We start from the raw sequence: 14,002 nt of genomic DNA on the forward strand, positions 1-14,002 counted from the left end.
TAGGAACTTCAAATTCAAAGCCGCTACTCAAAACAATAAGTTGCTAGAGCTCCTTTGATTCCGAAGTTCGCATCGGAGGGGCCGCAATAGCTTGCGAACTTCGGAATCGGAGCTCTAGTTGCGTCTTCAGACGAAAGCGCGCGAGATAGTGCAAGCCGAACACCGCCGTCAAAAAAGTCACCCACATAGGATCGGCGCGGTCGAGGAAGAAGCTTTCCATCGAAGAAAGGTATAGTCCGAACAGCCATACCTGGAGCAATGCCGTTGCCAATGGGCCACTGTTGCCCTGGCAATCGGCGGTATGGAAATTTCGCAAGGGCGCGATCACGAATACCGCAATCAGCAGCGCCAACCCCGGCAAGCCCATCGCGAGCGTGATATCGAGATATCCGTTATGGCTATGGGCAGCCGAAGCAGCCCATTCCATGCCCTGCGGCAGATTTCGCACCGCGCTGCTTCCCCAGAACGACGCAAATCCATATCCCGTCCAAAGTTTCAGCTGCGCAGCCTCTAATCCAAAGGTCCAAATATCGGTGCGGCCGGTGAAGGTCGCGTCCACCGGCAACGCTTTGGAAATGGCAGCGAGATGGTCGCTCATCACACTGCCGATGCCGATCATATTGAGCATCACAAGCGGAGCCAGCAACACGATGGCGCGGCCCCACAGCGATCGGATCGATGCGGCGAAGGAGGTCAAAGCCAGCACCACGACGCACAGGGCCAGCGAGCTCTTTCCCTCAGTGTTGATAAAAAACACAACCGTCAAGCCGACCGCGATCCCGCCAGCGAGCCATGAACCGGCGCGGATGATGTAGATGCCGAGAAATAGCAGCATCGCCATCATGCCCGCCGCCATGTTCTTGTGTCCGAACACGCCGCGCCAGTCTCCAGCGAGCGCTGGCTCCTGGGCGTCGGTTGCAAGGTGAACCGACAGATTGGGAATCAGCAGGACGCCCAGGTAGCAAACGGCCAGCAGGCTCAAAATCGCGATCGCGAACCAGCGTCTCAGTTCGTTCTCCGACTTCGGCAGCAACAGCAATGACGCGGCAACAGCCGCGACACAAAGCGACAGCACAAATCGGCGGGCGGAAGTACCCGGCTCGATCGACATCACGACGGTAGCAGCGGTCCAGCCGACCAAAGCGAGATAGCCCGGCGAGATCAGCGTCGCAAATCCGCGCCCGCCGTCGCGCATCGCGAGGGCAAATGTTACCAGGGCGAAACAGCCGAAGGCCACATAGGTCGAGGCTTCCTTGCCCGTCGTCACCTCGGCAAGCAGCATGTTGCTGAGATCAATGAACGGCTGCAACGATATCCAGGCCAGCAATAACGCACCAACGAAGGCGCCCGTGCGCGCGATATCGATAGCCTCCCAGCGGGAAACCTCGCCGAGGACGGCGCGCGTATCGGAGATGAAGGCGAACCGGCTCAAGATGCGATCTTCGAGGCTTTATAGGGTTGAGGTTCGATACCGAACGCGGCTAGCAGACCACCGGCCGCGACGATCATCGGATGCAAGGCGATCAGCGTCTTTCGCTCGGCGAGATAAAGGCGAACGGCGCGAAGCAGCGATAGCGGCAACAGCGCCAGAATCTTGGCGGCGAGCCGCACACGCAGCCACGGCGTTTGCGCCCCCTTGCGCTGGACGTGATAATTGATCGCGCCGATGCGAAGCCCGCGCAATGCGATCCATGACAACCCGGACCGGTTGTCCGGAACCGTTTCAGTGATGACCGCTTCGGCCGCCCAGTGAAATTTCATGCCACCCCGACGGCAACGGGTGAAGAAGTCGACATCGCCGCCGCCAAGGAAATTGAAGCGCGGATCGAACGCGGGGCTGCCGAGACGGTCGAACGCCGATCGTCCGATCAGGCAGTTTCCGCAGCCGTAGATGATCGGCACCGGCCCGCTTGCATCATAAGCGGGGCGAAACGCCGGATGGCGCTGCAAGCCTTGCTTGGCTTCGTCATCGAAGCGCTGCAGAACCGGCCCACCGACGACGTCGGCGCCGGTCACTTCGGCCGAGCGCACCATCTCTTCCAGCCAATCCGGCGAGGCGATCTCGTCGTCATCGATCATCAGAAAATAGCGGGCCGCCGAAAATATTGCCTGCGCCGTTTCGAATGCTGCATTGATGGCATAGCAGTTTCCCTGCCGCGGTTCGACGACACAGAGTCCGGCAAGCCGGTTGGTCCGGAGAAATTCGCTGGCAACCGGCACGCTGCCGCAGGCCGCTGCATCGTTTTCGACCACGACGACGGCGAAGCGTCGATCGGTCCGCTGATCGGTCAACGACCGAAGCGTTCGCCGCAAGTGCTCGGGCCGGCGGAAGCAGGGGATGCACACAACGATCTCGATCGCTTGATCGAGCGAGGACGACATTGCCGCGATCGCGCGCGGCGTTTCGCGCCTGAGACTAAAGTTTCCCATCTGGCGGCACCTCGATCCAGGGGAGTTGCGACAGGCGCGGCCACCATCGGCGGCGCACTTCCTCCGCGGCCGGGTTGGAGTCCAGCACGGACGCCGGAATTTCCGGCATTTCCGCCGCCAGCACGTCATCGCGCAGGAAGATCGCGTTGAACCCGAGCGCATTCATGCCGACAAGACGATAGCCCTTGCGCCGGCCGACCGCGACAAAGGCGGCAAGGCTGGCGGAGCGGAACATCGCCTGGTCGGCAGGCAAGGTAGTGAACGAGAAACCAGGCCGGTAGGGAATGGTGAGCGCAAGACCGCTCGGCACGGCGTTGTTGAACTCGCAAATCAAAATCCGCGGGCGCGTCTTCATCGCGCTCCACAGGTAAAGGTCGTTGCCGTCGATACCGAGCGACAGCACGTCGACCTCATCGGGTACGCCGGCAGCGGCGAGCGCGTGGTTGACGTTATCGCGCGTGAACCACTCGGCCCGCATCACCGGCGGCGCGCTGCGAGTAGCAGGATGAGAGGCGAAGAAGCGCCGGCCTTCCCTGACGAAGACCGGGTCGCCGTCGAACAGGAAGCCTCGCCAGCGATGATGCACCAGAAGGTTGGTCGCCATGCAGACGCGGCCGTCCTGAGAACTGATTTCGACCACGGTGCGGGATGTCGATCCCGCAAGCGTCAGCAGATACAGGAGGTGACCGTCTTCCTCGAATTCGGAAAAGCGGCTGAAGCCGACCTGATCGAGTGGGAGGATCACGCCGGAAGCCTGCAGTTGCTTCCAGGTAGCGACCAGATTCTTCTGGGCCACCTCGGACTGGCGGTAGATTGCTTCCTCCGATCCGCGAGCCAACTCGACCAGCCGGCGTTTGATGGCGCGAAGCGAAGGCACACCACGCAGGCGCGCCTTGGCCAAGTCCAGCAATTGCCGGCCGAGGGCGGGTCGCGGCGCGGCCAAGGACGAGGTGGAAGACTGATACTCGGTCGTTGTTTGGCTCATCGGACGTTCAATTCGTTAAGGACTGCGTTACTTCCCGGCGTATGGCGTTCGTATCCATCACGCCTTGTGGCGAAATTCGTCGATCACGTCGAACAGCGGCTTGCGCCTGAGTTCGGCATCGAGCGGCAACGGCCGGTTGGGCATACCATCCCGGCGTTTAAAATAGATTGGCACCCAGGTGTATCGATCGCTGAGACCCCAGGTCAGGACCGCTTTCGGCCGAACCACCTCGTAAACCGTTTGTAAAAACTGGTCGGCGAGATCGGCCACCAGTTTGTCCCGCTCGTGGATTTCGCCAGGCAAGTCACGGTCGATCACATCAAGCTCGGTGATCCAGACATCGAGATCGAGGGCTTTGATTTCCGTCAGGAGCGCCTGCAAGCCATCACGATCGATCGTGCGGCTGGCGAACAGATGCGCCTGCAATCCAACGGCATGCAATGGCACGTTGCGGTCTCGCAGCGACCGCAGCAACTGAAGCAGCGCGCTTCGCTTTGCCGAAAAGCGCTCTCCGGCATATTCCACATCGTATTCATTGAGCACGAGCCGCGCGTCGGAATCGACCGCAGCGGTGGTCTCGAGCGCGATCCGCAGATAGTCGGGCCCGAGCCGTTTCGCCCAGATCGAGGGGCGTAGCGACGCGGCGCTTTCGGGCCAGTCGACCAGAGGCTCGTTGATCACGTCCCACGATGGAATTGCGCCTTTATATCGCGACACCACCGTCTCGATGTGATCGATGAGTTCGCGTTCGGCATCCGCGTGCGTTGCGATCTGTTCGGTCCATTTCGGCAGCGCGCCGTACCAGGCGAGCGTATGGCCGCGAACCTGGATACCGTTCTGGCGCGCGAAGTCGACAATCGCGTCGGCCTTCTCGAACCGGTATTGGTCCGGCGTCGGCCGCAGCTCGAGCCATTTGAGTTCGCTCTCCGGCACGACCAGCTGGCAGTCGGCGATCACCGCCTCGCGATAGGATTGATCGGCCGCGAGCGCATCGGATCGCACCGCCGCGCCATAGGGAATGAAATTCCCCTCGGCCGAAGGCTTTGACGGTGTCGCAAATGCGGACATGGCGGACAACTGACCTGTGCCGAAAACGGTCAGTGCCGCGGCCGATGCCGTGCCGGCGAGAAAACCGCGCCGGGAATGCGTCTCTATCGACATTGATTCAACCTGAAATCGGGCCTGCCAAATCGTTTGCACGAATACTCGCACCAACAACTGCAATATCCGGTCCAGCGCAGTCCTTTGCAGCACCAAATGTCGGCGATGGTTACCGCATACGGATTAACCAGACCTTCAGCATCCCCAACACGGCGAAGCCGCGCGGCATTAATCTTGCTCTCGGGACACCAAGATGAAATCTGAACCGTTAAGCACGCTCGAACTGGATACGCCCGTCATCTCGCTGGCATCGCGGCTGCTCGCGGCGCTGACGCATGCCTTCCGTACGCAGTTCGCCAACTATCTTCAGGTCTTCGCCGGCACCGGCGCGCGCCTCTTTCTTCAGGCGGTTTACTTCTTCCTTCTGGCCAACACGCTATCGCTGCACGACATGGGCGTGTTTGCCTCGGCCTCCTCGACCGGGATCATGATCGGGTGCTTCTCGGGATTCGGCTTTGCTTCCCTTGCCTACAGGGCATCCGCTGGCAAGCGCCGCACGCTCGGCGGCTATCTCGCGATCTTCTACGCAAGCTGGCTGATCGCTTTGCCGCTCTGCCTCGCCGCCTCGTTGCCGATTTTCTATTTTCTGTTTACGTCGTCGCTGTCGCTAGCGGCGTTTCTCCTGATCATCGCGGTCGAAACCGGCCTGTGGCGGATCGTGGAGATGATCCACCAGGTCAATAACGGCCTCGGACGCTATGCGTCGGCGTCGCTTGTCATCAGCTGCGGGGCGGCGCTGCGGACCGCCGGCGCCGTTACTTTCGCTCTCTCCGGCAAGCACGATGTCGAGGCCTGGGCCCTTGTCTATTTCGCGTTCAATCTGGCGGCGATGGCGCTCGCGATCGCCGCGTTTCAACCGCGCATCAAATTACGCTGGAAAACTCAGATCTTCTTCGGCCGCATGCGCGAGGCACTGCTGTTCTCGGTCGCCTACTGCGCTTCGATTGCGCAGAACGAGATTGACAAGCTCGTGTTGCTGTCGCTCGCCGATCAGCGCACCGTCGGCATCTATGCGATCTCCACCCGCATCATCGATTTTACGTCGGTGCCGATCCGCAGCTTCTATGTACTGTATTCGCGAAAGCTGATCATCGAGGGCTACCGGCGCAGCCAGCTTCGCCGCAGCCTCGGCGTCGAGGTCCTGATCGCGCTGATCTCGACCGCCGGCCTCTCCGCGCTGCTGGTGACGCTTTCGATCTGGCCGGATCTGCTCGGCCATAATGTTGCGGTTGCGGCACAGCTGTTCGGCGTGCTGCTGGCCGTGCCGGCTTTCAAGAATCTGCTCGAGTTTCATTCCGAGCTTTTCTTCGTGTATCAGCACATGACGATCCGCGCCGTACTGGCAACCGTGCTGGTGGGAATGAAGGCCGCAGCCCTCGCGCTGCTGCTGATCCACTTCGACAACATCGTCGACTGGGGGATTTGGCTCAACGCCCTCTATTTCGGACTTTATGTGTTCTCTGCCGCATCCGTTTACGGCTCGATATTCGGAGGCAGCGGCCGATGACGGCGCGCGATTCCAAAACCGATAACCAATCGTTAACCGTCGAACGCGGCGTTTGGTCCGACGACGAAAGGACGCGAGCAACTCGACGTTTAAACGGTTTCTTTGCCAATTCGGTGAATAGTCCTTCAATGAGTATGGTAAATTTTTCCTGTTGCGTTCTTTTTACGCCCGACGTTACCCGAGAAGTAACCGCTCAGACGATGCGTTCGGCGGTTCGAACGGAAACCGGGGCTCATGCTGGCGTATGACCAACCCATAACGCGATCGAAGCCCGACGCCAGGCCAAAGCCTGCGCAGAGAACGGCCGGGTTGAACGTATTGCAGGTCGCGCAACTGCTTTGGCGGCGCAAGACGGCGATCGTGTTTGCGGCGCTGATCGGCGCCTGCGCGGCGGTTGCGATCGGCAAAGGCCTGACCCCGAAATACATTGCGACCGCGCAGCTCTATGTCGACCCGCGCGAACTTCAACTGGTCGATCGCGAACTGACGCCGCGCTCGCAGGATATCTCCGGGCTTGCGATGGTGGTCGACAGCCAGGCGCGCGTGATCACGTCCAACAGCGTACTGATGCAGGTGATCCAGGACACCCATCTCGACATCGATCCGGAATTCGGCGGCGGAGCGAATGGCGGCCTGGCAAAGCTGCTCAGCTTGTTCGGGCTGCAACTGCGATCGGCCGCCCCGACAACGCTGGGATTGACGGCGGCGCTGGACGCGCTCATCCACCACATCATCGTCAAGAAGACCGACCGCACCTTCATCGTCGACATCGACGTCTGGTCTTCCGATCCGGCCAAGGCGGCGATGCTCGCCAATGCGATTTCGAACGCCTATCTGGCCGAAGCCAAGAATTCGCAATCTGTTGCCGCGCGGCGCGCCACCCACGATCTGTCGGGGAGACTGAAGGAATTGCAGGACCGGCTGCGTACCGCCGAGAACGCGCTCGCAATCTACAAGGCGCAAAATAATTTCGTCGGCACGCAAGACACGCTGATCACCGACCAACAGCTCCTGGCAAGCAATCAGCGGCTGGCGGCGGCGCGTGCGGCGACGCTCGATGCCCAGGCCAAATACGATCAGATCGAAGCAAGTCGCCGCAATGCCGGCGATGCTGGCGCCATTCCAGAAGCGCTGCAATCGCCGACGCTTGGCAATTTGCGCGCGCAATCTGCGGAGGCGCGCCGGAAACTCGCAGAGATGACGGCCGCATTCGGCCCCTTGCATCCCTCGCTGCGCCAGATGGAAAAGCAGGTCGAGGACCTGCACCGGACGATCAACGAGGAAGTCGACCGCTTCGCCCAATCGGCGAAAAACGATCTCGCTCGCGCCCGCGATTACGAAACCTCTCTCGCACGGTCGCTCGAGGCCCAGAAGCGTCAGAGCGTCCAGCTCAGCCACGCTTCGGTACGGCTGCGCGAGCTTGAACGCGACGTCGACGCCGGCCGCGAGGTGTATCAGTCGTTCCTTAAGCGATCGCGCGAAACCGAGGAACAGGAAAGCCTCAATACCTCGAACGCCCGCATCATAGGCGAAGCGACGATCCCGCGGCGGCGTTCCTTCCCGCCGCCCATGAGCATACTTGCGGCGATCGGCCTTGTGCTCGGCGGACTCGCGGCTGCAAGCTGGTTTGCCGGCGTGGAATTGTTGTCCTCGGAGATGGCCGAGCAGCCGCCCTATGAGGAAGTACGACCTTTACCCGAGGCCGAAACTCCGGCCCTGCAGCCGAAGACGGCGGAGGCCAAGCCTCCGTCACCGGTAGCGGAGAAACCGGGAATCGCGCGTCTTCAGGAAACTGACGTCATACGAACGCTCGGCGGCATTCTCGCCGACAGCGGCCCCCCCGACCTGACACGGCTGGGCTGGCCGACCTTGCGGGCGACGCTCTCGCTCACGACTTTCCTCAATTCGATGCGCGACATGCGCGAGGCGCTCGCGCGTCGCTCGGCGGCGAATGTCGCACCCGTGATGGCCGTCATCGGCCAGGGCTTGGGCCGCGACCGAAGCATCGTCACCTTGAACGTCGCACTGGCAGCGGCTCGTAACGGCGCGCGGGTGCTGATGATCGACGCCGATCCCGAACGCCGCGCGCTCTCGAACAAACTTGCAGGCCCGGCCAAACCGGAGGCGAAGCGCCTGGCGTGGCTCTCGATCGGCGGCAAGGCGGAGCGCGCGATCAAGACCAGAAATGGCATCGAGGTATTGCCCACGATCGGCCCTGGCGCTATCGGCGCCATTCGAAAGACCATCGCACAGGCGCGCGCCAGCGCCGACTACGATCTCGTGATCATCGACGGCCCGGCACTGCCCTTCAGCGCGGAAGGCCGCAAGTTGATCGATGTCGCGGATGGGCTGATCGCGATGCTGTCGGCCAATTTCGATATCAACGGCTGCATGGACGACATCATCGCGGGCCTCGGCGGCGCCGAGCACAAGCTGGTCGGCGTTATCATCAACGAACTTCGTTCGGTCCCGGCCCAACCGGTCCGGAGCGCGGCCTATGCTTGAGCGGCGCGCGAACCCGGTCGGCAGAGCCGCCACGGCGAGTATCCCCTGGATCACGCTGGGTGGTCTTCGCATCGCCGTGCTCGATCTCGAGCAGACCGCCGATTTCATGATCGACCTGGTGTTCCCGCAGCGCCGGATGGCCCGGCCGCTATATCTGACGTCGGCGAACGGCGAAGTGCTGGCGCGCTGCTCCACCGAACCCATGACGGACCAGCTATTCCGTGCCGCCGATCTCATCAATGCGGACGGACAGCCGCTGGTCGCGGTGTCGCGGCTGAGATCGCCGTTGCCGCTGCCGGAGCGGGTCGCGACGACGGATCTGTTCCACGTGGTTGCGCGAAAAGCGGAAGCCGCCGGCCTCACCTTCTATATGTTCGGCGCCGACGAAGATGAAAATGCCGCCGCCGTTGCCAACGTTCGCAAGATGTATCCGCGCCTGCGGATCATCGGACATAGCCACGGCTATCTCCGCGGTGACGCGCTCCGCGCCAAGGTCGCCGAGATCAACGACCTGGCGCCGGATTATCTCTGGGTGGCGCTTGGCGTGCCTCACGAGCAGGCCTTTGTCTCGGAGTTTACGCCGCACCTCACCAAGGTCGGCGTCATCAAGACATCGGGCGGATTGTTCAATTTCCTCTCCGGCAGCAGCCGCCGCGCGCCGCGCTGGATGCAGGAGGCCGGCCTCGAATGGGCCTGGCGAATTTGGCTGGAACCCCGCCGCCTGTTCTGGCGCTACCTGACGACCAACCCCCGCGCGCTTTATTTGCTGCTTAACAAGAGCCTCGCGAGATCGGACCACGCGCCGTCCGGCTAACGCGGGTCTCCCGGCTACGCCTGATCCGGCCGATTTGCGCATCGACGAATCGCGCCAATTGCTGGCGCAGCTTTTCCGGCGGTACCGTGTTACAATTTCGCTCCGTAACAGGAAGCGCCCATGATCAAGGATCTGATGTCGTCGCGCCGGTTTGCGCCGCTGTTCTGGGCCCAATTCTGGTCCGCGCTCAACGACAACGTTCTGAAAAACGCGCTTGTCATCATGCTGCTCTATGGCGCGACGACCGGACACGGCGACGCGCTGGTGACGGTCGCCGGCGCGGTCTTCATCTTCCCTTTCTTCATCCTCTCGGGCCTCGGCGGTGAACTCGCCGACAAATACGTCAAGGGCGTCGTGGCGCGGCGGCTCAAGTTTGCCGAAATCTTCGCGGCAGGCTTTGCCTCCGCCGGCTTCTTTCTGCATTCGATCCCGCTTCTGTTCGTCGCGCTCGCTCTGTTCGGGATCGTTGCCGCCCTGTTCGGCCCGGTGAAATACGCCATGCTGCCAGACCAGTTGTCGGTCGGCGAGCTTGCGACCGGCAACGCGCTGGTCGAAGGCGCGACGTTCTTGGCGATCCTGATCGGCACCATCGCCGGCGGGCTTCTCGTTTCCGGCTCGAGCCACATGGGTTGGGTCACCTCGGCCATCATGCTGCTCGCCTTGCTGTCGTGGGGATTTGCCTTGCGCATTCCCCATACGACGCCGTCGGCGGCCGATCTCGCCGTCACCGCCAATCCCTGGACCTCGACCATTCGCCTCCTCAAATCGCTTTATGCCGAGCAGCGGCTGTGGGACGGCATGCTGATCGTGTCCTGGTTCTGGCTGGCCGGCGCCGTCGTGCTGTCGCTGTTGCCCGCCTTGATCAAGGATGTCGTCGGCGGGACAGAGGCCGTGGTGACGATGTGCCTTGCGATCTTTGCGATCGGCATCGCGAGCGGCTCGCTGTTTGCCGCGCAGCTCTCGCACGTGCGGCCGAACCTGGCGCTGGTGCCGATCGGCGCCATCATCATGGGCATTGCCGGCGTCGACATCGCCTGGGCGATCGGCCACGCCACAACCGGCTCCGGCATCACGCCGGCGGCGTTTGCGACCTCGCTCAGCGGGCTGCACATGATCGCGGACTTTGCGATCTTCGCCTTCGGCGGCGGCCTGTTCGTGGTGCCGTCCTTTGCCGCCGTGCAGGCCTGGTCGGCGCCTGCCGAACGTGCACGCGTGATCGCGGCGGGCAATATTTTGCAAGCCGGCTTCATGGTGGTCGGCTCGCTGTTCGTCGCGGCTCTCCAGGCCGCCGGTCTCTCGATTGCCTGGATCTTCTTCGGCCTTGCGATCGCCTCGTTCGGCTCGATCTCCTTCGTGCTCGGCAAATGGGACAAGGAAGGCGTGCGCGATTTCGGCAGCGGTCCGGGGCCAGCCGGCGGAATACGTTGCACTCAATAGAATTCAATTCCCGTATACCAGATGCGGCAGCCACATCGTGAGCGCCGGCACGTAGGTGATGATCATCAGCACCGTCAGCAGGAGAAGCAGGAACGGCAGCACACCGCGCACGACCTCGCCGACCGGCGCGCGCGAGATCGTCGACAGCACGAACAGGTTCAGCCCGACCGGCGGGTGAACCAGCGCGATCTCCATGTTGTGGGTGAAGATGATCGAGAAGTGCACGGGGTCGACCCCGAGCGCGGGCAGTACCGGCGCGAGGATCGGCAGCACCAATAACAAGGTCGCGATCACCTCGAGGAAGCAGCCGAGCACGAGCAGCAGGACGTTGATCGCAAGCAGGAACTGCCAGGGCTCCAGGTGCTTCGCCAGCACCCATTTGACGAGTTCGGCGGGAACGCCGGAAGCCGTCATCCAGTGGCCAAACGCCAGCGCGGTTGCGACGATCAGCATGATCGCGCCGGCACTCTTCAGCGCGTCCGCGACCACCCACAGCGTCTCCGACCAGTGGAAACCCTGATAATAGATCAGGCTCACCAGCAGCGACACCACGGCGGCAATCGCGGCGGCTTCGGTCACTGTGACGATGCCGCCGTAAATACCGACCAGCACGATCGCCGGCACCATCAAGGCCGGGATCGCCCGCGCCGTGACGCGAACGCGTTCGGCGATCGGCAGCGATGGCTCGACCGGAAATTTTCGTCGCCGCGCGTCGTACCAGACCCAGGCAAAGAACACCGCCGCCTGCAACAGGCCCGGCAGGATGCCGGCGAGAAACAGGCGCGGCACCGACTGCTCGGCGACAATGCCGTAGAGGATCAGCGCCAGCGACGGCGGAATGACGATGCCGATGGTGCCCGACGCACCGACCACGCCGAGCGCGAAGCTGCGCGGATAGCCTCTTTCGACCATCGCCGGCAGCAGGATCGTGCCCATCGCAAGCGCGGTCGCGACCGAAGAGCCGGAGATCGCCGCAAACAGCGTGCATGCCACCACCGTCACCAGCCCGAGCGAGCCGCGGACGCCGCCGAGCCAGGCTGCCGACAGATCGACCAGCGCTTTCGCCACCCCGCCATGGCGCATAAAGGTTGCCGCCATCACGAACAACGGCAGCGACATCAGCGTCGGCGAAGTCAGGTGATCGACGATGACTTGCGCCACGCCGATCAGCGGCTCGCCGGAACCGAGATAGAGAACGGCCGCGCACAGCCCGAGCACGAGGAAGATCGGCATGCCAGCGGCGAGCAGGCCGAAGAACAGCACCAGGAACAGGATGACCGTCATGGCGCGTTATCCCTCCCCCACGAGCGAAGCGAGGTGTGGGGAGGGTCGGCGAACTCGGAAGCGCTCCTGCGCTTTCAGAGTGAGCCGGGGTGGGGGTTCTTCAGGATCAAGAATCGCCAGTAGTATCGGGTCCACCCCCCACCCTGGCCTTCGCTTCGCTTCGGCCTTCCCTCCCCGCAAGGGGGAGGGATAAGAGAGCGAGCCCGCCATCGCGACCACATCCAGATCCGGCTTCATCATGCCCTATTCCAGCGGCAGGGCATTGGCGCCGCCAGCGCCGCGCTCATGTTCGGGAATATGACCAACCGTCATGGTCGCCGGATCGAAGGCGAACAGATAGCGATAGAGCCGGACGAAATAGCGGCCGGACATCAGCGCCGCGCCGGTCGGCACCGCCGCCGAGTAAAGCCACATCGGAAACTGCACGTCGGAAGCGCTGCGCTCGTCGAGCATCCAGGAGGTCTCGACGATGCTCAGCCCATACCAGGCGAGCCCGAGGCAGAACGCCAGCGCGACGATGCAATTGGCCACTTCCATCCAGCGCTGCACGCGCGGCGAGACGGCGCGCAGCACGAGATCAGGCCGCACATGGCCATCGGTGCGCACCAGCTGCGAAGCCGCCAGCATGATGCCCCATACGACGAGATAGACGATCACCTCCTCGGCCCAGGAGATGGCATAGCGCGGCGCGACATAGCGCCCGACGACCTGCACGAGACCCACGATCATCGCGGCGAGACCGAGCAGGCCGATCAGGGTCCGCTCGACCTTGTCCCACCATGTATCGCGCAACGGCGAACTCCCCGTCACCTAGCTATGGCTTCCGACGGCGTCGCCGACGAGCTTGACGATCTCCGGCGACAGCTTGGTGTCGCGGATGAGATCGGCCTGGCTTGCGATCATGCGCTTGCGATCGGCCACGAGCTGATCCGGCGACGGATCGACAAAGGTCACGCCGTTCGCCTGCATGGTCTTGCGGGCGTCGGCCTGCGATTTCGCCGACATCGCGCGGTAGCGTTCGACATTGGCCTGCCAGACGTCGCGCAACAGCTTGCGATCGGGATCGCCGAGCTTGGACCAGAACGTGTCGCTGACCATCGGGATGTAATTGGCGTAGAACTGATGGTCCGCGTAGGAATATTTGACGCCGGCTTCATACAGTTTTGCCGAATTGACGCTCTCGTCGCTGGAGACAAAGCCGTCGAAGGTGCCTTGCGACAGCGCCAGCGGCACATTCGGCCACGGCGTGACATTCGGGATGCCGTGCACGAAGGCGATGCGCCACGAGATGCCGGCGCCGCCCGGGCTGCGGATTTTCAGCCCCGAGAGATCGTCGAGGGTGCGAATTTCCTTCTTGGTCGTATACCAGTTCTCGTTGCCGAGCTCGAGCCAGTGGCCGAGAATATGCGATCGGAGCTTGGCCTCGAGCTGCTTGTTGACGTGTTCGCCCGGCGCGCCGTCGCTGCAACGGCGGTACACCTCGACTGCGGGACTATAGAGCGCAGGCAACTGGCAGAAATCGACATCGGGCACCAGCCCCGTCATGGTCCAGGTGCCGGGCGAGGCCATGTCGACCTGCCCTTGAAGCAGCGCCTTGGTGACATTGAGATCGGCAAACAATTGCCCGGACTGAAACAGCTCGGTCTTGATCTTGCCGTGGCTCGCCTCCTCAAGCTTGCCGAGATAATCCGATATCGCCTGGTTGCGCGGATGGGAGGGCGCGGTGTCGAGCGAGCAGCGCAGCTTGATGGTGTCGTCCGCGAATGCCCTGCGCGACAGATAGGGCGCGGCGATAACGCCCGTGGTGGCGGCCACGAAGGCGCGCCTGTTCAATGCTGTCATCTTTTCCTCCCGACGGCTTTTTTCGGACCCGTTTCCA

General features: G+C 62.6%; 10 protein-coding genes and 1 pseudogene. 4 read left to right on the forward strand and 7 right to left on the reverse strand.

Annotated elements, in window-relative coordinates; all coding sequences use genetic code 11:
- Positions 1-43: 43 nt before the first annotated feature.
- The 4 genes from M6D32_RS09275 to M6D32_RS09290 are packed head-to-tail and all read right to left on the reverse strand — an operon-like array spanning position 44 to position 4,576.
- Complete coding sequence (locus tag M6D32_RS09275; protein WP_298255557.1) at positions 44-1,432, reverse strand: O-antigen ligase; 1,389 nt, start codon at positions 1,430-1,432, stop codon at positions 44-46.
- Positions 1,429-2,430, reverse strand: coding sequence for a glycosyltransferase (locus tag M6D32_RS09280; protein WP_298255559.1), 1,002 nt, complete (start codon positions 2,428-2,430; stop codon positions 1,429-1,431). The genes M6D32_RS09275 and M6D32_RS09280 overlap by 4 nt, the downstream gene beginning before the upstream one ends.
- The gene (locus M6D32_RS09285) at positions 2,417-3,415 is read right to left on the reverse strand and encodes a hypothetical protein (protein WP_298255561.1); all 999 of its coding nucleotides are present in this window, start codon (positions 3,413-3,415) and stop codon (positions 2,417-2,419) included. Before M6D32_RS09285 ends, M6D32_RS09280 begins: the two co-directional genes overlap by 14 nt.
- 57 nt (positions 3,416-3,472) lie before the next feature.
- A complete protein-coding gene (locus M6D32_RS09290) occupies positions 3,473-4,576 on the reverse strand; it encodes an endo-1,4-beta-xylanase (RefSeq protein WP_298255563.1) in 1,104 nt (367 codons plus the stop codon).
- Between the two features lie 193 nt (positions 4,577-4,769).
- On the opposite strand from M6D32_RS09290, the gene M6D32_RS09295 reads away from it, so the two are divergent.
- The 4 genes and pseudogenes from M6D32_RS09295 to M6D32_RS09310 all read left to right on the forward strand — a co-directional run.
- Positions 4,770-6,083, forward strand: a complete 1,314-nt coding sequence (locus M6D32_RS09295) for a hypothetical protein (RefSeq protein WP_298255565.1) — start codon at positions 4,770-4,772, stop codon at positions 6,081-6,083.
- 234 nt (positions 6,084-6,317) lie between these two features.
- Positions 6,318-8,588: an exopolysaccharide transport family protein gene (locus tag M6D32_RS09300; RefSeq protein ID WP_298255567.1), complete on the forward strand. Its 2,271-nt coding sequence runs from the start codon at positions 6,318-6,320 to the stop codon at positions 8,586-8,588.
- Entirely contained in the window at positions 8,581-9,402 is an 822-nt protein-coding gene (locus M6D32_RS09305) for a WecB/TagA/CpsF family glycosyltransferase (RefSeq protein WP_298255569.1), read from the forward strand. Before M6D32_RS09300 ends, M6D32_RS09305 begins: the two co-directional genes overlap by 8 nt.
- A 120-nt stretch (positions 9,403-9,522) precedes the next feature.
- Positions 9,523-10,794 (forward strand): annotated as a pseudogene (locus tag M6D32_RS09310) (MFS transporter); the annotation flags it as partial.
- A 48-nt stretch (positions 10,795-10,842) separates the two neighbouring features.
- Here the strand turns inward: M6D32_RS09310 and M6D32_RS09315 are convergent.
- The 3 genes from M6D32_RS09315 to dctP all read right to left on the reverse strand — a co-directional run bounded on the left by M6D32_RS09315 (position 10,843) and on the right by dctP (position 13,965).
- On the reverse strand, positions 10,843-12,123 hold the full coding sequence (locus M6D32_RS09315) for a TRAP transporter large permease (protein ID WP_298255571.1): 1,281 nt from the start codon (positions 12,121-12,123) through the stop codon (positions 10,843-10,845).
- A 243-nt stretch (positions 12,124-12,366) separates the two neighbouring features.
- Positions 12,367-12,915: a TRAP transporter small permease gene (locus tag M6D32_RS09320; protein WP_298255573.1), complete on the reverse strand. Its 549-nt coding sequence runs from the start codon at positions 12,913-12,915 to the stop codon at positions 12,367-12,369.
- Between the two features lie 18 nt (positions 12,916-12,933).
- Positions 12,934-13,965: a TRAP transporter substrate-binding protein DctP gene (gene dctP / locus M6D32_RS09325; RefSeq protein ID WP_298255575.1), complete on the reverse strand. Its 1,032-nt coding sequence runs from the start codon at positions 13,963-13,965 to the stop codon at positions 12,934-12,936.
- Between the last annotated feature and the right edge of the window lie 37 nt (positions 13,966-14,002).

The sequence above is a fragment of the Bradyrhizobium sp. genome (genome assembly GCF_027307225.1).
Taxonomy (GTDB): Bacteria; Pseudomonadota; Alphaproteobacteria; order Rhizobiales; family Xanthobacteraceae; genus Bradyrhizobium.